Consider the following 24,006-nt stretch of genomic DNA (forward strand, 5'->3'; position numbering starts at 1 on the left):
GTATTTCATTGGCTGTTTATACTAAAACGTATGTTATAATACGTTTCATGCGCATTAATAGGAGGTAAATTATGTTAAAAAAAGCAATCGCTGAATTTATTGGTACCTTTGTACTTGTATTATTCGGAACTGGAGTAGCTGTCACTGGCGGCGGAATCGAAGGAATTGGAACATTAGGAATCGCTATGGCTTTCGGCTTATCTATTGTAGCTATGGCATATAGCATCGGAACAATTTCTGGATGTCACATTAACCCAGCAGTATCAGTAGCTATGTTCATCAACAAACGAATGGACGCTATGGAACTTTGTTATTATGTATTAGCTCAAATTTTAGGTGGTTTATTAGGAACTGCAACGTTAGTAACAATTTTAAAATCTGCTAAAACACCTTTAGATAATTTAGGACAAAATGGTTTCGGAACTCTTGGTTTATCTGGAGCATTTTTAGTTGAGTTCATTTTAACTTTCGTATTTATTTTAGTTATTGTCGCTGTAACAGGTAAAAAAGGAAGTTCTTCTTTAGCTGGACTAGTAATTGGTTTCACATTAGTTTTAATCCACTTATTAGGAATTCCGTTAACTGGAACATCTGTTAACCCAGCTCGTAGTATCGCACCAGCTTTATTTGTTGGTGGAGAAGCACTTTCTCAACTATGGGTATTCATCGTAGCACCAATTCTTGGTGGTATCTTCGCAGCTATCGTAGGTAAATTCATTTTAAATACTGAAAAATAAAATTTTCAATATTTCTGAATAAAAAAAAGCGAGCCCTCATTATGAGGAAGCTCGCTTTTTTATTCTTTCATTTTAGACTTTAAATTTGTAACTAATTGATCTACCGTTACATTTGCAAGCACGTTTTCCATCGCTTCTTGCGCTTGCATTAAAATAATTTCTAATACTGATTGAATATTAGCTCCTACTGGACATTCAATGTTGGGATTTTCATGGAAGGAAAATAGCTGTCCTTCTTCTACAACTTCCACTGCTTTATATACATCAAGTAATGTAATTTCTTCTAAATCTCGAGCAAGTGTCGTACCACCTTTACCAGCTTGTACATCAACAAGTCCTGCTCTCTTCAACATTCCTGTAATGCGACGAATCACAACTGGATTTGTATTCACACTACCGGCAATCCATTCAGAGGTACAGCGAGAGTTTCGATCTATCGCAAGTAATGTCAGCATATGAACACCTACTGTAAAACGACTACTAATCCCCATCTGCACACCCTCCTTTTTATTCATTCTATTAAAAGACGACTCTTATTATTATATACTATTTTTAATTTATACATAAAGAAAAAGCATGATTTCAATAGGAAATCATGCTTTTCTCTCATTATTGACGCTTTATAAATTTCGCTAAATCTTTAAATTTCACTTTATCTGAGTAATTCATTACGCCATTTACGTAAATGCGGCTTGTAACAGCATTTAATATCGCAATTGTCGCCAATAAGACTGCTAATGTTATCGTAATTTCTAGCATACCTGCTTCACCAGCTACAATACGCGAGAAGGTAACCATCGGTGTAAAAAATGGAACGTAAGAACTTACAACAACGATAGTACTATTCGGATCACTTAATGATTTAATACTAATGAAGAATGCAGCCATAATTAAAATCATTACCGGGAAAGATACAGCTTGTAAATCCTCCGTCTTAGACACGACAGCTCCAGCAGCAGCATACATCATTGCATAAAGTAAATATCCCGTAATGAAATAAACAAGAAACATGCTTACAACCTTTGCATCTAATTTCGTAAAGTCAATTGGAATACCAAATAGTGAGGCACTTTCTAAATCGACCCAACCTAACAAATATGGAATAAGATAACCACACGCCAATATGACAAGTTGCAATAAAGCCGTTGAAACAACCGCTAAAATTTTCGCATACATCATCGTAAGAGGTTTCACTTTCGGAAGCATTACTTCCATTACACGTGACGCCTTCTCAGATGCGATATTCATTGCGATTGTATTTCCGAACGCTACAATAAACATATATAAAGCAAATGTAAAGAAATAGGCAATTCCGAAAGAAGATGTACGATCTTTTATCGCTTCTTGCTTTACTTGAATTTCTGTTTGTAATTGCTGTGCAATTTCTGGTGAAACATTATTTTTGGCAATTGTCACCATCGTATATTGTTGCTTTAAATATCCTGCCATAATTGCAGAAGTTGCTTGGCTTGGAAATCCATTATACATATATGTAATCGATGGAGCCCCACCCTTTTCCGTCACATGGAATAGACCATCTAAATCGCCTTCTTCTACTTGCTTATGCAGTTTATCAAAATCATCCTTTGAACCAAGTGTTATTTTTGCTGATGGCAATAGCTTATTTAGCTCATCTTTTTGTACTTTATATGTGGAACTCTCTACTACAACTGCAATTTTATCTTTATCCTTATTTTTATCATCGCCTGAAGTAAAATGATTAAATGCAAAAATCCCAAACACAACTAAAAATAAAATGGCACTCGTAATTAATGATTTTTTAGATAAAAATGCTTCCCTAAAATAAAATGAAAATACGTGAGAAAATTTACGCATCGTTATTTCGCCCTCTCTACAAAGATTTCATTTAACGTCGGCTCTAACATTTTGAATTGTCGTAAGCTAACACCTTGTTCTTGCAACTGTTGCAAAATCTTGAGAGCTTCCGCATCGTCTTGTACTTTCACATAAAGAAGGCCTTGTTGTTTTTCATACGATACATGTATAGCCTCTAATCCCTTTTCATTCTCTACTGTATCTTCAATCGTTAAATTACGGAAACCGTATTCTTTCTTAATATCACTTAGCTGTCCTTTGACGACTGCTTCACCTTTTTTCAAAATACATACATGTTGGCAAAAAGCCTCTACTTGTTCCATACGATGACTTGATAAAATAATCGTCTTTCCGCTCTGTACTTGTTCTTCAATAATACTAGCTAACATCCCGGCATTAACTGGATCAAGGCCGCTGAATGGTTCATCTAAAATGAGAAGTTCCGGATTATGAAGAAGAGCAGCAATTAATTGGATTTTTTGCTGATTCCCTTTTGAAAGCTCTCCAGCCGTTTTAAATTTATATTCTGGTATCGCTAAACGCTCTAACCAATGATCAATAGCGTGATCTACTTCTTTCTTCGACATTCCTTCTAATCTACCAAAATATCGCAGCTGATCTATTACTCTACTTTTTGTATATAAACCTCTTTCTTCTGGTAAATACCCAATTGTTACGCCACTATCCCCAAATGCTTTTCCATCCCACGTAATCGTACCTTCATTAGGCGTTAATAATCCGAGAAGCATTTTGATTGTTGTTGTTTTCCCTGCACCATTTCGTCCAAGTAATCCTAGTACTTCACCTTTTGGTAACGAAATTTGCAAACCGTTAACTGCTTTTGATTCCCCAAATTGTTTCGTTAAGTTTTGAATTTGTAAACTCAAAGTATAAAGCCTCCCCTTTAGTATCATTCGTACTCTCTTTCAAAGACTATGTTTATTCAAGAAAAAATATAGCACTACACTTCATCCTCTTATATGTAAACACCGTCATTAATCCATCATTTGTTCTATTTAGTTAAAATTGTAAATAACAAAACTCTTTTTGTCAATTATAATTGTCATTCCGACAATAAAACTTGTCAAAATAACTATTATTATTTTACTCATCTTTCTAATATAGGACATACTACTATATATACAAAAGACAATATGCAAATGTTCATATAAAAATATTATATTTTAATATATAATATAAAATGATTTTCTAACATCAAGGAGGGTACATATGAAGATGAAGAGGGGCATTACCACTCTATTATCTGTAGCGGTTCTATCTACATCACTTGTAGCATGTTCAGGAACACCAGAGAAAACAGTGGCGAAAGAAGAGAAAGTAAAATTAACAGAACAGCAATTAATGGCTGATTTATGGTATCAAACAGCTGGCGAAACGAAAGCACTTTACTACCAAGGGTACAATATCGGTCAATTAAAGCTTGATGCAGTTCTTGCAAAAGGGACAGAGAAAAAACCTGCTATCGTACTTGATTTAGACGAAACTGTTTTAGATAACAGTCCTCATCAAGCAATGAGCGTAAAAACAGGCAAAGGCTATCCTTACAAATGGGATGATTGGATTAATAAAGCTGAGGCTGAAGCCCTTCCAGGCGCAATTGATTTCTTAAAATATACAGAGTCTAAAGGTGTAGATATTTACTACATCTCAAATCGTAAAACGAACCAACTAGATGCAACAATTAAAAATCTTGAGCGTGTAGGTGCTCCTCAAGCAACGAAAGAACATATATTACTACAAGATCCGAAAGAAAAAGGAAAAGAAAAACGCCGTGAACTCGTTTCTCAAACTCATGATATTGTCTTATTCTTCGGTGATAACTTATCTGATTTCACAGGTTTTGATGGAAAATCTGTAAAAGATCGTAACCAAACAGTAGAAGATTCAAAAGCACAATTTGGTGAGAAATTCATTATTTTCCCGAATCCAATGTATGGCGATTGGGAAGGCGCTTTATATGATTATGATTTCAAAAAATCAGATGCAGAAAAAGATAAAATCCGTCGCGACAACTTAAAATCATTTGAAGTAAAATAAAAGAGGATGGCATTCGCCATCCTCTTTATTTTACTTTCTCTGTTAAAGGCAAGATAAACACTTCCACACGTCTATTCTTTGCCTTTCCTTCTTGTGTATCGTTTGGAGCAATTGAACGGTATTCTCCGTATCCAATCGCACTAAATTTTTCTGGTTGTAATTCTTTATTTTGCAGTAATACTTGCATAAAATTAACTGCCCGCTGCGTACTTAATTCCCAATTCGACGCAAACTGCGCATTGGCAATAGGGACATTATCCGTATGACCCGATACTGTAATTTCACGAGGTGACGCTGAAACAAGTAAGCTAGACATCTCTTTCGCAATCCCTAAAGATTCTAATTTCACATCTGCTTTCCCCGAATCAAACAGTATATTTTCTAATATTGTCACCATTAATCCCTTTTCAGTTAATTTAGTTTGAAAAGAAGAGGATAATTGTTTTTCATTAATATATTGATCAATCTTTTTTTGTAATGCTTTCAATTCATCCATCTCTTTTTTTTCTTTAGCTCTAGCTTCTTCTTGTTTTTTTGCTTGTTCTGCCTCAAGGCTACTTGCTGATAATTCTTTTTCCTCATTTGGCTTTTGATCACTTAAAAATTCTTTGTTACCTGTTCCCCCAGCTAATTCACTTCGAAAAGCAACTGCCATCTGTTTAAACTTCGCAGCATCTATACTACTCATTGCGAATAAAACGATAAACAATGCAAATAACAACGTTAACATATCAGAATATGGAATTAACCACGTTTCATCGATATGCTCATCATGTTTTTTCTTTTTGCCTCTTCTATTTTTCTTACTCCGCATTTTTTTCTGCTCCTTTTTCTAGCTTTTTACGCTCAGTTGCAGAAAGTGCACCTAAAATGCGGTTCTTCATAATAAACGGATATGTACCTTCTTGTAACATTAATAAACAATCAATGATTAAACGTTTTTTCTCAATTTCAGCTGAAGATTTTTGCTTTAACTTATTTGCAAATGGATGCCATAATACATAACCTGAAAAAATACCAAAAATCGTTGCAATAAACGCACCCGAAATAGCATGACCTAACTTTTCAATATCAGTTAAGTTACCAAGCGCAGCTACAAGACCGATAACAGCACCTAAAACTCCTAATGTCGGTGCATACGTACCAGCTTGTGAAAAAATAGCAGCTCCCTTTGCATGTCTTTCTTCAATTGCCTCTAATTCAGATTCCAAAATCTGCTCTAAATCTTCTGCGGATACGCCATCAATCACAAATTTCATACCGCGCAAAAGAAATTCATCTTGAATTTTGTCTAATTGTTGCTCTAAAGACAAAATACCGTATTTTCTACTTTCAGATGTCCAATGAACAAATAATTCTAGCAACTGTTCATAACTTAAATCCTTTTTATTTGAACCAAAAAGAACTTTAAATAGTTTTGGAACCCTTTTTAGTTGATTCATCGGAAATGCAATACATACTGCAGCAAATGTACCGATAAAAATAATTAATGCTGCGGCAGGATTTAATAAGGATGTTACGTCAGCGCCCTTGACGACCATCCCTACTACCACTGCTAAAAATCCTAAAACAAGTCCAATAATTGTTGCAAAATCCATTCCCATTCACTCCTAGTCTATACAAGAAGTTCTTTATTCTCGATAATCGCTACATCTTCTTATGTATATATATTACATAAAAAATGCAATTCATGAAAGATAAGAAATGAATTATATAAAAAAATACTACAAATTCACACATTTTCTGACATTTTCTTTGCATTTCTATTACGTTATGACTCTTATATTCCTTTTCCAACAAACTAGACTTATAATAAAAAAACGATACACATTTTATTAAGAAGGGACTGTGATTACAAGGCATTATGAAAAAGATAATAATTATTTCTGCCACTACTATTGTAATCGGTATCACATCTTTCACTTACTTTGGTTCTAAATCACCACTACATAATGAAGCGAAAGCTGTCGAAAGTCAAAAACATACTAACCACCCAAAAGAAGAGATTCCTGCTTTTCCAAAAGCTGATCATAATGCAAAGAAAATAGACAATGACTTTTCAGTTGTAACAAATCCAAAATCTAATCTTGTCTTAATTAATAAACATCGAAAACTACCAGATGGATACATTCCTGAAGACTTAACGAGACCAAACGTACCATTTGCTAGTCCAAAAGATAAAGAAAAAACATTGCTACGCAAAGATGCTGCAGAGGCACTTGAAAACATGTTCAAAGCTGCGAAAAAAGAAGGGCTTGATCTTACAGCTGTATCTGGTTATCGTTCATACAAACGCCAAAAATCGTTGCATGATACATACGTTAGACGTCAAGGAAAAGCTGAGGCTAATTCAGTAAGCGCAATTCCTGGTACGAGTGAACACCAAACGGGTTTAGCAATGGATATTAGTTCAAAAACAGCTAAATTTCAATTAGAGCCTATCTTCGGAGAGACAGCAGAAGGAAAATGGGTCGCGGAACACGCTCATGAATTCGGCTTTGTCATTCGTTACTTAGAAGATAAAACAGATACAACAGAATATGCATATGAACCATGGCACTTACGCTACGTTGGTAATCCATACGCTACATACCTATATAAACATCACTTAACATTAGAAGAAGCGATGGAAGACAAAAAATAAGAGAGCAAATTGCTCTCTTATTTTTCTTTCACTCTATCATTGTAGTAATTTCTTCTTCCATTCTTCAGGCCATGGTTCGCCTCTTCCTGTTTTTTTCGACGCTTGAACCATCATTCCACGACCTACTAAACAAACCTCTCCTTCTGCATTCTTCACCATATAATGTAGATCTAAAGAAGAGTTCCCAACCGATCCTGCCTTTACATACACCTTCAACTGTTCATCAAAATATATTTGCTTAATAAAATTACATTGTAAATCCGCAACAACAATCATCGTTTCTGATGATGCATGTGTCCACTCTTGCATAAATCCAAGTTCTTTAAACAACGCGATACGAGCTTCTTCAAAATAAGTAAAAGCAACGACATTATTTACATGTCCAAACATATCTACTTCACCAAAACGAACCTTTACAGGATTGTAAAATGAAAAACCACTTTCCCATTTCTCGAAGTCTTCAATATAAGAAATTCTCTTCAACGCTATCTCCCCTTCCTACTCAAAAAAAAAACAGAATAAACTGAAAAATACAGTTATAAATATTGCCCCTTCAAAATGAAGAGGCAATATTTATTAATAGTTATTATCGCTACCAAAGAAATCTTTGAACGATTGAATTGTTGTATCACGGTTTAATGCCGCAATTGAAGTTGTTAAAGGAATACCCTTCGGACATGATTGCACACAGTTTTGAGAGTTACCACAGTTTGCTAGTCCTCCATCTCCCATAATTGCACGTAAGCGATCTGCTTTATGCATTTCACCCGTTGGATGTGAGTTGAATAAACGAGCTTGTGATAACGGCGCTGGTCCAATAAAGTCAGACTTACTGTTTACGTTTGGACATGATTCTAAGCAAACACCACATGTCATACATTTTGAAAGCTCATAAGCCCATTGACGCTTTTTCTCAGGCATTCTTGGTCCTGGACCTAAGTCATACGTACCATCAATTGGAATCCAAGCTTTAACGCGTTTTAGAGCATTAAACATGCGACTGCGGTCAACTTGTAAATCACGTACAACTGGGAATGTCTTCATCGGCTTTAAGCGAATTGGCTGTTCTAATTGGTCAATAAGAGCCGTACATGATTGACGTGGCTTTCCGTTAATAACCATCGAACATGCACCGCATACTTCCTCTAAACAGTTCATATCCCATGCAATCGGAGTTGTTTGGTTTCCTTTTGAATCAACAGGATTACGACGAATTTCCATAAGCGCCGAAATAATATTCATATTAGGACGATATGGAATTTCAAACTCTTGGTCAAACTCTTGTGCATCTGGTCCATCTTGTCTCGTAATGATGAGGCGGATTGTTTTCTCAGACATGTTGTTTATCCCCCTTCTCTTCACCCTTAGCAGCTACATCATGTTTTGAAGAATAATCACGTTTACGTGGTTTAATTAATGAAACATCAACGTCTTCGTAATGGAATGCTGGTGCATTTCCTTCTCCTTCAAATTTTGCCATAGTAGTTTTTAAGAAGTTTGCATCATCACGATTTGGGAATTCAGGTTTGTAATGCGCCCCGCGGCTCTCATTACGGTTATATGCGCCAATTGTAATAACACGTGCTAACTCAAACATATTTGCAAGTTGACGTGTAAATGAAGCACCTTGGTTACTCCATCTCGCTGTATCGTTAATGTTAATACGTTTGTAACGATCCATTAACTCTTCAATTTTCGCATCTGTTTCTAATAACTTTTTATTTTCACGAACTACTGTAACGTTATCTGTCATCCATTCTCCAAGCTCTTTATGAAGAACATATGCATTTTCATTACCATCCATCGTTAAAATATTGTTAAATTTTTCTGTTTCGATTAATTCATTTTGCTCATATACAGTAGATGAAACAGCATCTGATGATTTAGAAAGACCTTTCATATATTCAATTGCGTTTGGTCCTGCTACCATACCACCGTAAATTGCTGATAATAGTGAGTTTGCACCAAGGCGGTTACCACCGTGCATAGAATAATCACACTCACCTGCTGCAAATAAACCTGGAATACTAGTCATTTGCTTATAGTCAACCCATAGTCCACCCATTGAATAGTGAACAGCTGGGAAGATTTTCATTGGTAGTTTACGAGGATCATCCCCTGTAAATTTCTCATAGATTTCAATAATTCCACCAAGTTTAATATCTAGTTCTTTCGGATCTTTATGAGAAAGATCTAAGTACACCATGTTTTCACCGTTAATACCTAGTTTTTGCTCTACGCAAACATCAAAGATTTCACGCGTTGCGATATCACGAGGTACAAGGTTTCCGTAAGCCGGATATTTTTCTTCTAAGAAGTACCATGGTTTACCATCTTTATATGTCCAAACACGTCCACCTTCACCACGTGCAGATTCACTCATAAGACGTAATTTATCGTCTCCAGGAATTGCCGTTGGGTGAATTTGAATGAACTCACCATTTGCATAATATGCGCCTTGTTGATATACAGCAGAAGCTGCTGTACCTGTATTAATAATGGAGTTTGTTGATTTTCCGAAAATGATACCAGGGCCCCCTGTTGCCATAATCACGGCATCTGCTCCGAAACTTTTAATCTCCATAGTTTGTAAGTCTTGTGCAACGATTCCTCGGCACACACCTTCATCATCAACAACAGCTCGTAAGAAATCCCAACCTTCATATTTCGTTACAAGTCCTGCTACTTCGTGACGACGTACTTGCTCATCTAATGCGTAAAGTAATTGCTGTCCAGTTGTTGCACCAGCAAATGCTGTACGGTGATGTTGCGTTCCACCAAATCGACGGAAATCAAGAAGTCCTTCTTCCGTACGGTTGAACATAACACCCATACGGTCCATTAAATGAATGATACCAGGTGCTGCTTCACACATTGCTTTAACTGGTGGTTGGTTCGCTAAGAAGTCCCCACCATAAATTGTATCGTCAAAGTGGATCCATGGAGAATCCCCTTCACCTTTCGTATTTACGGCACCGTTAATTCCGCCCTGAGCACATACAGAATGTGAACGTTTTACTGGTACTAAAGAAAACAGTTCAACATTTACTCCTGCTTCTGCCGCTTTAATCGTTGCCATTAAGCCAGCCAAGCCACCGCCGACTACTATAAGTTTCCCTTTCATGCTCTCCCACTCCTTACTGATTTGCTAGCTGTGGATCGATGAACGCTAATAATGCACTCACACCTACATAAGATAGACCTAAGAAAATAGCTAATGTTACATAAGTAGAGATTCTTTGTGAACGTGGAGATACTGTAATTCCCCAGCTGATGCAGAATGTCCATAGTCCATTTGCAAAGTGGAAAATTGTTGAAACAACACCAACTAAGTAGAATGCAAACATAGCTGGATTGTTTAAAATATCTGCCATCATATCATAGTTTACCTCTTTACCTAACATTGCTTGAATACGAGTTTCCCAGACGTGCCAAGAAATGAAAATCAGCGTAACGATACCTGAAATTCTTTGGAAAACGAACATCCAGTTACGGAAATAACCGTAAGAAACCGCATTGTTCTTAGCTGTAAATGCAATATATAAGCCATATATAGCATGGTACAGTATCGGTAAAAAGATGATGAAAATTTCTAGCGCATACCGGAATGGAAGGAGCTCCATAAAGCCTGCAGCTTTGTTAAAAGCCTCTGCTCCTCTTGTTGCAAAGTTGTTTACAATTAGATGTTGCGTCAAAAAGACACCAACCGGGATGACCCCCATTAATGAGTGCCACTTACGAAACGTATACTCGCGGCCTTTCATGTCCCCATTACCCCCTTGAATGTTTGACTGCTGTTTTCAGATTAATTTATAACAATAATGTTTTTTCACTATTGGCATAAGAAAAACTGAAAAAATTATTCGAAATATTTCAGCATAATTTGATAACAAGTTCATTTTACCCCTATTTTTGTCGAAGCGTCAAGAAAACGTATACATAATTTGCATATAATTTGCCAATTCTTTTTTTCTTCTTAGATATTCAGATTTCCCTAAAGAAAAATCTGTTTTTATAAATGAAAAATGTTATATAATAATCCCTATAGAAAGAGGGGAATATTGTGAGTAAAAATACAATCGATATAACATCTTTAGAAGATGTTTCATTGAACGCCTTCGCTTATGAATTGCTACGTGAAGAATTACTACCTGATTTAATCGGCAACGATTTAGATGGTATTTTATACTGGTCTGGTAGAAACCTTGCAAGAAAATATCCGCTAGAAACAATTGAAGAAGTCATTCAGTTCTTTGAAAAAGCTGGCTGGGGCACTTTAAGCATTATTGAACATAAGCGTCGTGAAATGCAGTTCCAACTTAAAGGCACACTCATTGCAGAACGTCAAAAACAAAAACGACATTCTTCTTATCAACTAGAAGCTGGATTCATCGCTGAACAAATTCAAAAGCAACGGAACGTCGTTGCAGAGTCATACGAAGAAAAGAAAAAACGTTCTGACTCTATTACATTTCTTGTAAAATGGGATATAAAAGATCTCATTGAAGTGTAAGCATTACCTACAGTCAACTAGACATATCAGTTTAGTTGACTTTTTTGTATTTTCATTCAGATGCATTTATTTTAAATCTTCAGAAATTATACCAAAAAACAGAAGACGTTGTAAACTACAACGTCTTCTTATCTGTTAAATACGTATAAATCGTCTCCGCGACATTTTTCGGCATACTCGCTTCGACAAAATCCTCTATAGAAGCTTCTTTCATCTTCTTTAATGAACCAAAATGTTTTAACAATACCTTTTTCCGTTTATCACCTATTCCTGGAATGTCATCCAATGCTGATTGAATGACAGATTTCCCATGTAATTGACGATGGAATGTAATCGCAAATCGATGCACCTCATCTTGAATACGCTGCAATAAATAAAATTCTTGGCTATTTCTCTCAAGCATCACAGGTTCCGGTGGGTCCCCAATAATTAAATGGGAGGTTTTATGTTTATCATCTTTCACAAGACCTGCCATCGGAATATATAATCCGAGCTCATTCTCTAGAATATCACTTGCAGCCGCTAGATGGCCTTTTCCTCCATCAATAATAATCAAATCAGGTAAAGGTGAATTTTCTTTAAGTGCCCTTGTATAACGGCGCCTCACAACTTCTCTCATAGACTCATAATCGTCTGGTCCTTGAACCGTTTTAATTTTATATTTTCGATACTCTTTCTTCGCCGGTTTCCCATCGATAAAAGCAATCATTGCAGAAACAGGATTTGTTCCTTGAATATTTGAGTTATCAAACGCTTCAATACGATACGGCGTTTCAATCCCAAGCTGCTTCCCTAAATGATCTACTGCTTTAATCGTTCGTTCTTCATCACGTTCAATTAAGTAAAACTTCTCTTCAAGAGCAATTTTTGCGTTTTTATTTGCTAATTCTACAAGGTCTTTTTTCTTACCACGTTTCGGCTGTGTCGCTTCTACTTCTAAAAAGCGCTCTACTAATTCCGAGTCTATACTTCCTGGAACGACAATTTCCTTCGGCTTAAAATGACTACTGTTTTCATAAAATTGGCCGATAAACGTTAAAAAGCCCTCTTCTGGTTCATCGTAAATTGGAAACATAGAAACATCACGTTCAATTAGCTTTCCTTTTCGAACGAAGAAAACTTGAACACACATCCATCCTTTATCCACTGCATATCCAAACACATCACGATCCACTAAGTCACTCATAATCATCTTTTGTTTCTCCATAATCGCATCAATATGAGCAATTTGATCACGCAACTCTTTTGCACGTTCAAACTCTAGTTTCTCTGAGGCCTCATACATTTTTACTTCTAATTCTGAACGAACTTCTTTATGTCCACCATTTAAAAACTTAATAATTTCATCTACAATTTCTTTATTTTGTTCTTCCGTCACTTCTTTCACACACGGCGCTAAGCATTGACCCATATGATAATACAAACAAACTTTATCTGGCATATTCGTACATTTCCGAAGTGGATACATACGATCTAGCAGTTTTTTCGTTTCATGAGCAGATTGTGCATTTGGATAAGGACCAAAATACTTTCCTTTATCCTTTTTTACATTTCGAGTAATGAGTAAACGCGGTTGCTTCTCCGCCGTAATTTTAATAAAAGGATATGTTTTATCATCTTTTAATTGAATATTATATTTCGGATCATATTTTTTAATTAGATTTAACTCTAAAATAAGTGCTTCTAAATTCGAAGAGGTTACAATATATTCAAAATCAACAATTTCTCCTACAAGCCGCAGTGTTTTCCCATCATGTGAACCAGTAAAGTACGAGCGCACACGATTTTTAAGCACTTTTGCCTTTCCAACATATATAACCGTTCCTTGCTTATCTTTCATCAAATAACAACCAGGTTGATCTGGTAAAATAGCCAACTTCTCTTTCAAATGTTCGTGCACTCGTCTCCCTCCATTTCTACATACTTAGCATCTTTATTTTCCCTTGAAAACATACTATGCTCAAACACCCAACATACGTTCTTTTATTGTAACGGAAAGACTGTAAAAAAGAAAATAAAAAAAGCTACCAACTGGTAGCTTTTTTATTTTAGAAATGTTTAGAAACTAATTCTACTAACGCTTCTTTCGGTTTGTAACCTAACGTTTGATCAACTACTTTACCGTCTTTTAATACGAAAAGAGCTGGAATGCTCATTACTTCGAATTGACGAGCAGTTTCTTGGTTCTCATCAACATCTACTTTTACTACTTTTACTTTTTCGCCTAGTTCTGCATCGATTTCCTCTAATACAGGAGCGATCATTTTACAAGGTCCACACCAAGGTGCCCAGAAATCTAATAATACAACACCTTCGCTAGTTTCAGCTGCGAAGCTTTGGTCATTTGCGTTTACAATTGCCATTTTATTTCCTCCTTCAAGTATATTCTACCAAGAGTATATCATTAACTTATATACGTGGCGAATAATATGTATCGTTATGTATTGTAACAAAAAAATGTTCCTTTATACTATATAAAAATATGGATTAAATACTAAAAAGATGAGAGACAGGGGATCTCTCACCTTTTTCTATATATAGGGGTACTTCACTTGGAACTCAAGGGTACTTAAATCATGAATGTACTTTTAACTTTTTAAACTCTTCTGTTAAAAGAGGTACAACTTCGAACAAGTCACCAACAATACCGTAGTCAGCTACTTTGAAGATACTTGCTTCTGGATCTTTATTAATCGCAACGATTATTTTTGAGTTAGACATACCTGCTAAATGCTGAATCGCACCAGAAATACCACATGCAATGTATAGGTCTGGCGTAACAACTTTACCAGTTTGACCAATTTGTAATGAGTACTCACAGTATTCAGCGTCACAAGCACCACGAGATGCCCCAACAGCGCCGCCTAGTACGTCAGCTAACTCTTTTAATGGTTTAAATCCTTCTTCACTCTTCACACCGCGTCCGCCAGCGATAATAACTTTCGCTTCAGAAAGATCCACACCTTCTGCTGTTTTACGGACAACATCCTGAATAATTGTACGTAAATCTTTCACATCAACTGTAATAGAAGATACGTCACCGCTGCGAGACTCATCTTTTTCCAGAGTTGCAATGTTATTTGGACGCACTGTCGCAAATAAGATGCCGTCTGTTACAATCTTCTTCTCGAATGCTTTACCAGAGTAAATTGGACGAGTGAAGATAACATTTCCACCTTCAACCTCTAAAGCAGTTACGTCAGAAACTAAACCAGCTTCAAGCTTCGCTGCTAATTTTGGTGATAAATCTTTACCAAGTGCCGTATGTCCAAAGACAATACCTTCTGGATTTTCTTCAGCATGTACAGCTAAAAACGCTTGTGCATAACCATCAGATGTATATGATTTTAATTTATCATTTTCAACTGTCACAACGCGATCTGCACCGTAATGAATCAATTCATTTGCAAAAGAGGCAACGCTGTCTCCAATTAGAAGACCTACTACTTCACCGCCTTCTGCAATTGTTTTTGCTGCTGCTACCGCTTCAAACGAAACGTTACGTAGCGATCCATCACGAACTTCACCCATTACTAATACTTTACGAGCCATAGATTTTCCCTCCTGCATATATAATTTCGTATTTTATTAGATTACTTTCGCTTCTGTATGGAGCAACGATACAAGTTCTTTTACTTGATCTTGCAGCTCGCCTTGTAACACTTTTCCTGCATCTTTCTTAGGAGGCAAATAGATTTCAATTGTTTTTGTCTTTGCTTCCACATCATCTTCTTCTAAATCTAAATCATCTAATTCTAATTCTTCTAGCGGCTTTTTCTTCGCTTTCATAATACCTGGAAGCGATGGATAACGCGGTTCATTTAAACCTTGCTGTGCTGTTACTAAAACTGGTAATGAAGTTGCAATCACTTCTGTATCACCTTCAACATCACGCTCAATCTTCACATTTGTACCGTCAATTTCAAGTTTTGTAATTGTCGTTACATACGGAATATTTAACGCTTCAGCTACGCGTGGTCCTACTTGTCCAGATGCACCATCAATTGCAACGTTTCCGCCTAAAATTAAATCTGCATCTTTATCTTTTAAATATTCAGCAAGCACTTTTGCTGTCGTGAACTGGTCACCATTTTCTACATCATCTTCAATATTAATTAATACAGCTTTATCACAGCCCATTGCTAATGCAGTACGAAGTTCTTTCTCACTATCTTCGCCACCAACTGTTACAACTGTAACTTCTCCACCTTGTGCGTCTCTTACTTGAATTGCTTCTTCAATTGCATATTCATCGTAAGGGTTGATGATGAATTCCGCTTCGCCATCGTAAATTGCACCGTTTTTAATTACGATTTTTTCTTCTGTATCAAATGTTCGTTTCATGAGTACGTAGATGTTCATTCCATTTACCCCCTTGTTTTTCAGAAAGATTCTATCAATTTTAATTTTCTGTTAATTTATATTAAAAAAATAATTGAACTACCTGCCACTAAATGAAGGTTTACGCTTTTCTAAAAATGCAGCTACACCTTCTCTTCCATCTTCACTCGTAAATACTTCACCAAAAATCTGTGATTCACGTTGTACACCTTCATAGTAATGAGACGATTTTGTCGTTTGCAATAACTCTAGTACAGCACGAGTTGTTGCTGGACTTTTTCCAGCAATTTGTTTTGCAACTTTAAGCGTATCATCTAAAAGAGATTCTTCAGAGAACAATCCGTTAACAAGTCCCCACTTTAATGCTTCTGCACCAGTAATTGGTGTACTTGTTAACATCATTTCACAAGCTTTCGCTTTCCCAACATAACGTGGTAAGCGCTGTGTACCTGCAAAGCCAGGAATTAATCCAAGTGTTAATTCAGGTAAACCAAGTTTTGCACTTTCAGTTGCAAAGCGCATGTGGCAAGACATAGCAAACTCAAGGCCGCCGCCCAGTGCCGCTCCATGAATTGCCGCAATAACTGGTTTTGAACATTTTTCAACACGCTCAAACGTAACTTGTCCAAGCTGTGCTAATTCTGTTGCTTGCTTCGCTTCAGTAACAGATGTAAATTCTTTAATATCTGCTCCCGCTGAGAAGAAACGTCCTTCACCGTGAATAACAACAACACGAATGTTATCATCCTTTTCCACTTGATCAATTAATTCAGTAACGTCATGCATAACTTGTGAAGACATCGCATTCGCTGGTGCGTGATTTAATGTCGCCACCGCGATATGATCTTCAACTCTTACAGATAGGAATTTCAACATGATCCCTCCCATTATTGACGATAACCACAAGCTGCAATAAGTAGCCCATGTACCGTTTTTGAAAGTGCGACCAGATCATACTTATGATCGCTCATTACCCAATTGGTCACAACTTCATCTACTGTTCCAAAGATCATTTGTCTTGCCACGCGAACATTTAAATCTGCTTGAAATTCACCTTGTTTTATACCCGTCTCTAAAATCTCATCCATAACTTGTAAGTAGCCTTTTAATACTTCATTTATTTTAAGGCGCAAGTCTTGATTGGACTGCCTCAGCTCTAATTGCGTAACGATAGCAAGAGGATCATTTTGCGACAACAGCAAGAAGTGCGTTTCTACCAACATGAATAACTTCGATACAGCGCTTTCAATTCCTGCTGTTTTTTGACGAATTGTTTCGACAAATTCTCCCATCTTCTCTTGGAATAAGGATATTAATATATCTTCTTTATTTTTAAAATATAAATAAATCGTGCCATCAGCTACCCCAGCTTGCTTTGCGATTTTAGAAACTTGCGCTTGGTGGTACCCATTCTCCGCAATCACAATGACTGCCGCATCAATAATTTGATTGTATTTCGGTCTATTTTTCTTCACTTTACTGTCCCCTTCAAGAAGATGACTGAATGAATAGTCATTCATATTCTTATAATACTGACTATTTAGAAAAGTGTCAATCCTATTTTTTCAAAAAGAAAGGGCCTTAGCCCGTTTGCTCATCCTCATTCTTTCTCTTCTCTTCATCTATTAGAACACGGCGCAAAATTTTCCCTACTGTCGTTTTCGGCAATTCATCTCTAAACTCATATACTTTCGGCACTTTATAAGCCGCTAAATATTTACGTGCAAACTGATTTAATTCTTCCTCAGAGCATTCCGTACCTTCTTTTAACACAACAAATGCTTTAACTGTCTCTCCTCGGTACGGATCTGGAACTCCAATTGTCACTACTTCTTGCACTTTTTCATGCTCATATAATACTTCTTCAACTTCACGAGGATACACATTAAATCCACTCGCGACAATCATATCTTTCTTGCGATCTTTTACATAGAAAAATCCATCTTCATCCATGTAGCCAACATCACCTGTATGGAGCCAGCCATCTTGCAATACAGCCGCTGTTTCCTCTGGCTTATTCCAATATCCTTTCATAATTTGAGGGCCTTTCACTACAATTTCACCTATTTCTCCTGGCGGTAATGCCTCACCAGTTTCAAGCGACATAATGATTGCTTCTGTATCTGGCCACGGAACTCCGATGCTACCTGGCACTCGCTTTTCCCATAAAAAATTACTATGTGTAACCGGAGAGGATTCTGTTAAACCATATCCCTCTACTAGTTTACCACCTGTAACTGTTTCGAACTTTTCCTGTACTTCTACTGGCAGTGGTGCTGATCCACTAATACAAGCACGAATAGAAGAAATATCGTATTCTTTTAAAAGCGGACTATTTAAAAGAGCGATATAAATAGTTGGTGCCCCTGGAAACAATGTCACTTTATGCTTCTTAATCGCTTCAAAAACCATTTTCATATCAAACTTTGGAATAAGGACCATTTTATATCCTTGCATAACACTCAAATTCATAACAGCCGTCATGCCGTACACGTGGAAAAATGGAAGAACCCCAAGAACGACTTCTTCTCCTTCTTTGCAATTATATAACCATTGAACTCCCATTAACGTGTTAGAGACGAGGTTTTTATGCGTTAACATAACTCCTTTCGGAAAACCGGTTGTTCCTCCTGTGTACTGTAAAAGAGCTAGATCATTTTCAGGATCACAAGGCACCTCAACATTCGTATTCACTTCTTTTTCTACTGAATTCCAAAGATGAATCGTTTCACTCTCTGATACTTTCACAACTAAATTCGACTGTTTTTTCTGCACAAATGGATACAATAGATTTTTAGGGAATGGTAAAAAGTCTGCAATACGAGTTACGATAATATGCTCAATTTTTGTAGCAGATTGAACATTCGTTACTCTTGGAAACACTAAATCGAGACAAAGAATTACTTTTGCTCCCGAGTCATGAAGCTGATATTCTAATTCCCTTTCTGTATACAGTGGATTGGTTTGTACTACGATACCTCCCGCAAGTAATGTACCGTAATAACCAATTACAGCTTGCGGACAATTCGGCAACATAATAGCAACTCGATCACCCTTTTCCACACCGAGCTTTTGAAGATAATTTGCAAACCGCTTCACCTTATCATGGAAGTCCGAAAACGTAATATCCTTCCCTAAAAAGTGAAGCGCTTTCTTTTCTGGGTAGCGAGAAGCCATCTGTTCTACATATCTATGAAGCGGCTGAATATCATAAGAAATCGTACTAGGAATTTCCTCTGGATAATTTTTCAACCATGGTTTTTCCACCTTCATTCCCCCTTCAAATACATAAAAAATAAATGAATGTTCATTCATGATGGTTATTTTCATTATATTATAGTCACCATAACGTTACAATCATAATATTCTGACTTTTATATAACTATGCTTTACTTCATTAACTTCTTATTATATGTAGAAACTCTCCTAATCTTAAGAGAGTTATGGCTTAGCTCAATCTTATTATCGTTAACACTGCTCCTGGAGTAGTTGTTGATAATGTTGCGACAGCTAACAAACCAAATAATTGTAAGCTAATAGCATCTCCTGCTGCAAGAGTTGTAATAATTGTTGCACTAAATGATGTGGTTGCTACCGCAGGAGCATTGATCGTCCCAGCAAGTGCCCCTCCATTAATTGTAATCCGTGAACTGACTAATAATGAAGCCGTTATATTAATTGTATATGAAATATAATAATTACCAGCATTTGCAACCGTAAATACTGTGTTTCCACCAGAAACAGTAATTCCTGGACCGATGTTTTGATTATTTGGAAGCGGGACATTCGTTCCACCAAGAACTACCGATATCGCTGTTCCCGACGTATTATTTGCAAATGCATATGTCGCCGTGATACTTGTACCTGTAGCCCCGGTTGAGCCTGTTGCTCCTGTTATTCCTGTCGCTCCTGTTATTCCTGTCGCTCCTGTTGGACCCGTTGGACCCGTTGCTCCTGTTATTCCTGCCGCTCCCGTTGGACCTGTTGCTCCTGTTATTCCTGTCGCTCCCGTTGGACCTGTTGAGCCTGTTGCTCCTGTTATTCCTGTCGCTCCTGTTGGACCTGTTGAGCCTGTCGCTCCCGTTGGGCCTGTTGAACCTGTCGCTCCTGTTGGGCCTGTTGAACCCGTTGCTCCTGTTATTCCCGTCGCTCCTGTTATTCCCGTCGCTCCCGTTGGACCTGTTGAACCCGTTGCTCCTGTTATTCCTGTCGCTCCTGTTGGACCCGTTGCTCCCGTTGGACCTGTTGAACCCGTTGCTCCTGTTATTCCTGTCGCTCCTGTTGGACCCGTTGCTCCCGTTGGACCTGTTGAGCCTGTTGGGCCTGTTGAACCCGTTGCTCCTGTTATTCCCGTCGCTCCCGTTGGACCTGTTGAACCCGTTGCTCCTGTTATTCCTGTCGCTCCTGTTGGACCTGTTGAGCCTGTCGCTCCCGTTGGGCCTGTTGAACCTGTCGCTCCTGTTGGGCCTGTTGGGCCTGTTGAACCTGTCGCTCCCGTTGGACCTGTTGAACCTGTTGAACCTGTCGCTCCCGTTGAACCTGTTGAACCTGTTGAACCTGTTGAACCTGTTGAACCTGTCGCTCCCGTTGGACCTGTTGAGCCTGTCGCTCCTGTTGCTCCCGTCGGACCTGTTGAACCTGTCGCTCCCGTTGGACCTGTTGAACCTGTTGCTCCTGTTGGACCAAGCTTAGGGACTGTCCCATCACAACTAAAACAACACGAATCAACATGTACACCATTTCGATTATTACAACTACAATATCCATTTGTGTTATTGAGCCATGAAGACATGTTGATCCCTTCCTTCAAATTCAATCTTATAAGTACAAGTAAGAAATTAAAAAACATTTATCAAATTAGACCGAAAGCTTTATTCAGTGGCGATAAATATAGATTTATCCCGTACATTCTAATAATTATTACATGCGATACTATCTCCTTTTGCTTGTACTTTCGCCTCTCTGGTTAAATGAAATTCCTTTTCTAAATTCTTCATACACATATGGATTTTAATCTTACATAAAAATATCCGTATAATTCGTTATTTTTCATCAAAATTTTAAAAATATAATTACGAATAAAAAACTTATTTTGGGACAGAAGATGAAGAAAATTCTTAGTATTTTCATGGTTGTTCTTCGATTCCCTGTTGAATGTAGACAGCAAAAAGAGGAGAAAATGGTAACTACGACAGACGATAAAAAGCAAGCTATAACAATTAAACATGCTGAATGGGAAATAAAATTAGATAAACCAGCAAAAAAAGTTGCTGTACTTGGAGCGCCTTATTTCTTATGGTTGATGAGGAAGAGTAGGAAGAAAGTTAATTAAAAGACGGCTTCATATATGTGAAGCCGTCTTTTCCTATTATGGCAGAAAATTAATATAGGCTTTGTACATAATATATATAACAAGTGAATACATGATTATATTAAATACACTTCGTTTTAAAGTTAACTTTCTCTTTAATTTCTTATCTTGTAATCTCAATTCTATTCCATTTGCTATTTTCAACCTACCTACTATTTGAAATAACTCTCTGTAATCATCAGCATTTCCCAATAATACGTATTCCTTATCATTTTTATACTTTATATGCAGAAACTCGCTTCCACCTTTACGGTCTAATATTGTTTTCATATAAGCTACTTCATTCAATACACATACCTTTAAATCAACTTCATTATAATAACGATCCATAAAAAACACATACAACCGTTTATTTGTAACGATTAACACATTATTAATACCGAAGTTCATTGCAAGAACGCCTACCCCTAATGTCATGGCTGTGCCTGTCTGCCAATTTTTCACATGATGATTTTCGGCAAGCATACTATATAAAATCTCTTCGCTTCCCTGTAACTCTTCTTGTACAACCTCATAACAACGTTTCATTAAAATTGTTTTGGTTACAGCTTCTTTTGTACGATCTATTTTCGTTTTATCTATTTTCTCATCATTTCTATAATCATCTACAAAATTATCGCTATACTGTAAGTTATTTAATTCCTGAAGTAACTTTTCTTTATTCATTCCTTTTCCCCCCCAACAGCTTCTTCAATTTCTTTCTCCCTCTTGACAGCCTGCTATATACCGTATCTCGTGTCATACCGAATTCAAGCGCTATTTCTTGTACGCTATATTCATCTAAATACCTTTTTATAAAAATTTTCTTATCTTCTTCATTCAATTCTTTAATTAAAACGTAAAAATTATAATCTCTCTCTTCTTTTGTTAAATTGACATTTTTTCTATCTTCATATCTTTCTTGCTGAAACTCTTGTAATTGATAAGCCTTATTACTTTTTCGTTTATAATCAATGGCTTTAAACTTAGCGACAGATATAAGCCAGTTTCTAAACTTCCCACGATTTTCATCATAACTACTAATGTTGTACCAAACGATTAATAAAATATCGTCAACACATTCATCCACTAACACCTTACTCTGTGCCGTATCTAAAATACTATGAACTACCTTATAAATTAAATCTCCATATCGATCAATTGCTGTATGTAATGCTAACATATCTTGTTTTCGAAGACCTTCTACTATTTCGATATCCTTCACCCTTATCACCACTCTTTATCCCATTCTTTATTCATTATATATACGAATGGGCACATTCGTTTCCTGACACTTTTACAAATATTTTCTAATTGTTTTCATATTGTAGCAATGCTTAATTAATTATTTCTTGTGGAACAGGGATTATATTATCTCTCACGAATTTAATCTATGAACAAAAATAGGAGGGATAACTATGTACCAAACAATTGAAGGCTTTTTACAATCATGGACATACGAGGCTGAGTCTACTCAGAAAATGCTTGATTCATTAACCGATGCATCTTTATCACAGGAAATTGCACCTGGGCACTGGACGTTAGGTAGAGTTGCTTGGCACATCGTGACAGCAGTTCCTATTATACTATCTGGCACAGGGCTAAAGTTTGAAGGAGAAACGAAAGATTATCCTGTTCCAACTTCTGCAAAAACAATTGCAGATGAATACCGTAAAGTGAACGCGGCTTTTGTTAAAACACTTCAAAGTAAATGGACTGATAAAGACTTAGCTACTATTAACGACTTCTTTGGTCGCCCTATGCCGAATTCTATATTTTTAATGACACTTATTAATCATCAAAATCACCATCGCGGGCAAATGACGGTTTTAATGCGACAAGCCGGCTTAACAGTTCCTGGTGTGTACGGTCCCGCAAAAGAAGAGTGGGCTGCGGCTGGAATGGAAGCTCCTAAAATGTAACGACAAAAAAGACAAGGTGTTTACACATCTTGTCTTTTTCTGTAACTTGTTTCATGTGAAACTATTTTTTGTTAAATGGTTGTTTTATGGAAAAAACAAGTTAAAATAAATACATATTATGAGGAGGGGCAACCAAATTGAATAAAAAAAACAAAAAAATAACTATGGGAACTCTTTTACTAACTTCTATTATTGGAGTTATTAGTGTATCTCTTTATTTCACCTATTATGGTACCCCTTGGGGGAAACAAACAGCAATTACGGAATCAAAAGAATATATTACAAAATACTTCGATTTAGATGCGGCAGTCAAAAATACTTCTTACGATGCTAAAATGAATAGCTATGCGATCTCCTTTGAAACAAGTCGAGACGGAGAGTTTACTATCGAATATAAAAGTCCTAATAACTTTAACATTTCTCCAGAAGTGCAAGAGTATTTAAGTAAACACTATAAATTTACAAAGTAGTACCGAAGCATACATATACAAAAAAGAGTTGGTGTAACTGAAGTGACCCCTAAAAGTTAGACACGGTTATTTCATTAGGCAGCTTGATAAAAGTGAGTCCGGTATTGTACCGGGCTCATTTTTAATTTTGCCTTA

25 protein-coding genes and 2 pseudogenes are annotated in these 24,006 nt (G+C 36.7%); 8 read left to right on the forward strand and 19 right to left on the reverse strand.

The window, feature by feature from the left end; all coding sequences use genetic code 11:
- The first annotated feature begins 71 nt into the window (after positions 1–71).
- Positions 72–737, forward strand: coding sequence for an aquaporin (locus tag ACTJJY_RS06075; RefSeq protein WP_440605192.1), 666 nt, complete (start codon positions 72–74; stop codon positions 735–737).
- Positions 738–796: 59 nt separating this feature from the next.
- Here the strand turns inward: ACTJJY_RS06075 and ACTJJY_RS06080 are convergent, their stop codons facing one another.
- The 3 genes from ACTJJY_RS06080 to ACTJJY_RS06090 all read right to left on the reverse strand — a co-directional run bounded on the left by ACTJJY_RS06080 (position 797) and on the right by ACTJJY_RS06090 (position 3,460).
- Positions 797–1,228, reverse strand: a complete 432-nt coding sequence (locus tag ACTJJY_RS06080; RefSeq protein ID WP_000512998.1) for an Rrf2 family transcriptional regulator — start codon at positions 1,226–1,228, stop codon at positions 797–799.
- Between the two features lie 118 nt (positions 1,229–1,346).
- Positions 1,347–2,573 (reverse strand): ABC transporter permease, encoded by a 1,227-nt coding sequence (locus ACTJJY_RS06085; protein ID WP_001224987.1) that lies wholly within the window; start codon positions 2,571–2,573, stop codon positions 1,347–1,349.
- Between the two features lie 2 nt (positions 2,574–2,575).
- A complete protein-coding gene (locus ACTJJY_RS06090) occupies positions 2,576–3,460 on the reverse strand; it encodes an ABC transporter ATP-binding protein (protein ID WP_065229401.1) in 885 nt (294 codons plus the stop codon).
- Between the two features lie 343 nt (positions 3,461–3,803).
- On the opposite strand from ACTJJY_RS06090, the gene ACTJJY_RS06095 reads away from it, so the two are divergent.
- The gene (locus ACTJJY_RS06095; RefSeq protein ID WP_000782771.1) at positions 3,804–4,631 is read left to right on the forward strand and encodes a 5'-nucleotidase, lipoprotein e(P4) family; all 828 of its coding nucleotides are present in this window, start codon (positions 3,804–3,806) and stop codon (positions 4,629–4,631) included.
- A 25-nt stretch (positions 4,632–4,656) separates the two neighbouring features.
- Here the strand turns inward: ACTJJY_RS06095 and motB are convergent, their stop codons facing one another.
- Complete coding sequence (gene motB / locus ACTJJY_RS06100) at positions 4,657–5,445, reverse strand: flagellar motor protein MotB (RefSeq protein ID WP_001256741.1); 789 nt, start codon at positions 5,443–5,445, stop codon at positions 4,657–4,659.
- Entirely contained in the window at positions 5,435–6,229 is a 795-nt protein-coding gene (motA, locus tag ACTJJY_RS06105) for a flagellar motor stator protein MotA (protein WP_106823963.1), read from the reverse strand. Before motA ends, motB begins: the two co-directional genes overlap by 11 nt.
- Positions 6,230–6,495: 266 nt before the next feature.
- On the opposite strand from motA, the gene ACTJJY_RS06110 reads away from it, so the two are divergent.
- Positions 6,496–7,275, forward strand: a complete 780-nt coding sequence (locus ACTJJY_RS06110) for a M15 family metallopeptidase (protein WP_071729561.1) — start codon at positions 6,496–6,498, stop codon at positions 7,273–7,275.
- Positions 7,276–7,311: 36 nt separating this feature from the next.
- On the opposite strand, the gene ACTJJY_RS06115 is transcribed toward ACTJJY_RS06110, so the two are convergent.
- From ACTJJY_RS06115 to sdhC, 4 genes are all read right to left on the reverse strand, one after another.
- Positions 7,312–7,758, reverse strand: coding sequence for an acyl-CoA thioesterase (locus ACTJJY_RS06115; RefSeq protein WP_000822727.1), 447 nt, complete (start codon positions 7,756–7,758; stop codon positions 7,312–7,314).
- 93 nt (positions 7,759–7,851) lie between these two features.
- Entirely contained in the window at positions 7,852–8,613 is a 762-nt protein-coding gene (gene sdhB / locus ACTJJY_RS06120) for a succinate dehydrogenase iron-sulfur subunit (protein WP_001291830.1), read from the reverse strand.
- A complete protein-coding gene (gene sdhA, locus ACTJJY_RS06125; RefSeq protein WP_000676743.1) occupies positions 8,606–10,399 on the reverse strand; it encodes a succinate dehydrogenase flavoprotein subunit in 1,794 nt (597 codons plus the stop codon). Before sdhA ends, sdhB begins: the two co-directional genes overlap by 8 nt.
- A gap of 13 nt (positions 10,400–10,412) precedes the next feature.
- A complete protein-coding gene (sdhC, locus tag ACTJJY_RS06130) occupies positions 10,413–11,039 on the reverse strand; it encodes a succinate dehydrogenase cytochrome B558 (RefSeq protein WP_000678354.1) in 627 nt (208 codons plus the stop codon).
- 299 nt (positions 11,040–11,338) lie between these two features.
- On the opposite strand from sdhC, the gene ACTJJY_RS06135 reads away from it, so the two are divergent.
- Positions 11,339–11,788, forward strand: coding sequence for a YslB family protein (locus ACTJJY_RS06135; protein ID WP_000042214.1), 450 nt, complete (start codon positions 11,339–11,341; stop codon positions 11,786–11,788).
- A 115-nt stretch (positions 11,789–11,903) separates the two neighbouring features.
- Here the strand turns inward: ACTJJY_RS06135 and uvrC are convergent, their stop codons facing one another.
- The 8 genes from uvrC to ACTJJY_RS06175 all read right to left on the reverse strand — a co-directional run bounded on the left by uvrC (position 11,904) and on the right by ACTJJY_RS06175 (position 20,921).
- Entirely contained in the window at positions 11,904–13,688 is a 1,785-nt protein-coding gene (uvrC, locus tag ACTJJY_RS06140; RefSeq protein ID WP_440605193.1) for an excinuclease ABC subunit C, read from the reverse strand.
- Positions 13,689–13,836: 148 nt separating this feature from the next.
- Positions 13,837–14,151: a thioredoxin gene (trxA, locus tag ACTJJY_RS06145; RefSeq protein WP_001018944.1), complete on the reverse strand. Its 315-nt coding sequence runs from the start codon at positions 14,149–14,151 to the stop codon at positions 13,837–13,839.
- Between the two features lie 211 nt (positions 14,152–14,362).
- Complete coding sequence (gene etfA / locus ACTJJY_RS06150) at positions 14,363–15,340, reverse strand: electron transfer flavoprotein subunit alpha (protein ID WP_000101946.1); 978 nt, start codon at positions 15,338–15,340, stop codon at positions 14,363–14,365.
- A gap of 36 nt (positions 15,341–15,376) precedes the next feature.
- Positions 15,377–16,150 carry an electron transfer flavoprotein subunit beta gene (gene etfB / locus ACTJJY_RS06155; RefSeq protein ID WP_001029028.1) on the reverse strand — a complete coding sequence of 258 codons (774 nt, stop codon included), beginning with the start codon at positions 16,148–16,150 and terminating at the stop codon, positions 15,377–15,379.
- Between the two features lie 78 nt (positions 16,151–16,228).
- Entirely contained in the window at positions 16,229–17,005 is a 777-nt protein-coding gene (locus ACTJJY_RS06160) for an enoyl-CoA hydratase (protein WP_000911292.1), read from the reverse strand.
- A gap of 11 nt (positions 17,006–17,016) precedes the next feature.
- Entirely contained in the window at positions 17,017–17,604 is a 588-nt protein-coding gene (locus ACTJJY_RS06165) for a TetR/AcrR family transcriptional regulator (RefSeq protein ID WP_000742223.1), read from the reverse strand.
- Between the two features lie 106 nt (positions 17,605–17,710).
- Positions 17,711–19,396: a long-chain-fatty-acid--CoA ligase gene (locus tag ACTJJY_RS06170; protein ID WP_440605194.1), complete on the reverse strand. Its 1,686-nt coding sequence runs from the start codon at positions 19,394–19,396 to the stop codon at positions 17,711–17,713.
- Between the two features lie 181 nt (positions 19,397–19,577).
- A complete protein-coding gene (locus ACTJJY_RS06175) occupies positions 19,578–20,921 on the reverse strand; it encodes a BclA C-terminal domain-containing protein (RefSeq protein ID WP_440605195.1) in 1,344 nt (447 codons plus the stop codon).
- Between the two features lie 312 nt (positions 20,922–21,233).
- Between ACTJJY_RS06175 and ACTJJY_RS06180 the strand changes: the two are divergent.
- Positions 21,234–21,407, forward strand: a pseudogene (locus tag ACTJJY_RS06180) (ABC transporter substrate-binding protein); the annotation flags it as partial.
- Positions 21,396–21,461: pseudogene (locus tag ACTJJY_RS06185) on the forward strand (iron ABC transporter substrate-binding protein); the annotation flags it as partial. The pseudogenes ACTJJY_RS06180 and ACTJJY_RS06185, both read left to right, overlap by 12 nt.
- Before the next feature lie 36 nt (positions 21,462–21,497).
- On the opposite strand, the gene ACTJJY_RS06190 reads toward ACTJJY_RS06185, so the two are convergent.
- A complete protein-coding gene (locus ACTJJY_RS06190; RefSeq protein WP_440605196.1) occupies positions 21,498–22,166 on the reverse strand; it encodes a septation ring formation regulator EzrA in 669 nt (222 codons plus the stop codon).
- Positions 22,159–22,662 carry a sigma-70 family RNA polymerase sigma factor gene (locus tag ACTJJY_RS06195; protein ID WP_440605205.1) on the reverse strand — a complete coding sequence of 168 codons (504 nt, stop codon included), beginning with the start codon at positions 22,660–22,662 and terminating at the stop codon, positions 22,159–22,161. The genes ACTJJY_RS06190 and ACTJJY_RS06195 overlap by 8 nt, the downstream gene beginning before the upstream one ends.
- A gap of 235 nt (positions 22,663–22,897) precedes the next feature.
- On the opposite strand from ACTJJY_RS06195, the gene ACTJJY_RS06200 reads away from it, so the two are divergent.
- Complete coding sequence (locus tag ACTJJY_RS06200; protein WP_440605197.1) at positions 22,898–23,401, forward strand: DinB family protein; 504 nt, start codon at positions 22,898–22,900, stop codon at positions 23,399–23,401.
- Between the two features lie 137 nt (positions 23,402–23,538).
- Positions 23,539–23,871, forward strand: a complete 333-nt coding sequence (locus ACTJJY_RS06205) for a YfjL-like protein (RefSeq protein WP_440605198.1) — start codon at positions 23,539–23,541, stop codon at positions 23,869–23,871.
- Positions 23,872–24,006: the final 135 nt, after the last annotated feature.

This window comes from Bacillus sp. 22475 (assembly GCF_052044835.1).
GTDB lineage: Bacteria > Bacillota > Bacilli > Bacillales > Bacillaceae_G > Bacillus_A > Bacillus_A cereus.

Excerpts from the sequence above, each read along its gene's own strand:
- sdhB (WP_001291830.1), bottom strand. The coding sequence starts at position 8,613 with ATGTCTGAGAAAACAATCCGCCTCATCATTACGAGACAAGATGGACCA.
- sdhC (WP_000678354.1), bottom strand. The coding sequence starts at position 11,039 with ATGAAAGGCCGCGAGTATACGTTTCGTAAGTGGCACTCATTAATGGGG.
- ACTJJY_RS06200 (WP_440605197.1), top strand. The coding sequence starts at position 22,898 with ATGTACCAAACAATTGAAGGCTTTTTACAATCATGGACATACGAGGCT.
- ACTJJY_RS06195 (WP_440605205.1), bottom strand. The coding sequence starts at position 22,662 with ATGTTAGCATTACATACAGCAATTGATCGATATGGAGATTTAATTTAT.
- etfA (WP_000101946.1), bottom strand. The coding sequence starts at position 15,340 with ATGGCTCGTAAAGTATTAGTAATGGGTGAAGTTCGTGATGGATCGCTA.
- trxA (WP_001018944.1), bottom strand. The coding sequence starts at position 14,151 with ATGGCAATTGTAAACGCAAATGACCAAAGCTTCGCAGCTGAAACTAGC.
- ACTJJY_RS06085 (WP_001224987.1), bottom strand. The coding sequence starts at position 2,573 with ATGCGTAAATTTTCTCACGTATTTTCATTTTATTTTAGGGAAGCATTT.
- ACTJJY_RS06080 (WP_000512998.1), bottom strand. The coding sequence starts at position 1,228 with ATGGGGATTAGTAGTCGTTTTACAGTAGGTGTTCATATGCTGACATTA.
- ACTJJY_RS06160 (WP_000911292.1), bottom strand. The coding sequence starts at position 17,005 with ATGTTGAAATTCCTATCTGTAAGAGTTGAAGATCATATCGCGGTGGCG.
- ACTJJY_RS06110 (WP_071729561.1), top strand. The coding sequence starts at position 6,496 with ATGAAAAAGATAATAATTATTTCTGCCACTACTATTGTAATCGGTATC.
- sdhA (WP_000676743.1), bottom strand. The coding sequence starts at position 10,399 with ATGAAAGGGAAACTTATAGTAGTCGGCGGTGGCTTGGCTGGCTTAATG.
- ACTJJY_RS06075 (WP_440605192.1), top strand. The coding sequence starts at position 72 with ATGTTAAAAAAAGCAATCGCTGAATTTATTGGTACCTTTGTACTTGTA.
- ACTJJY_RS06095 (WP_000782771.1), top strand. The coding sequence starts at position 3,804 with ATGAAGATGAAGAGGGGCATTACCACTCTATTATCTGTAGCGGTTCTA.
- ACTJJY_RS06190 (WP_440605196.1), bottom strand. The coding sequence starts at position 22,166 with ATGAATAAAGAAAAGTTACTTCAGGAATTAAATAACTTACAGTATAGC.
- etfB (WP_001029028.1), bottom strand. The coding sequence starts at position 16,150 with ATGAACATCTACGTACTCATGAAACGAACATTTGATACAGAAGAAAAA.
- motA (WP_106823963.1), bottom strand. The coding sequence starts at position 6,229 with ATGGATTTTGCAACAATTATTGGACTTGTTTTAGGATTTTTAGCAGTG.
- ACTJJY_RS06175 (WP_440605195.1), bottom strand. The coding sequence starts at position 20,921 with ATGTCTTCATGGCTCAATAACACAAATGGATATTGTAGTTGTAATAAT.
- motB (WP_001256741.1), bottom strand. The coding sequence starts at position 5,445 with ATGCGGAGTAAGAAAAATAGAAGAGGCAAAAAGAAAAAACATGATGAG.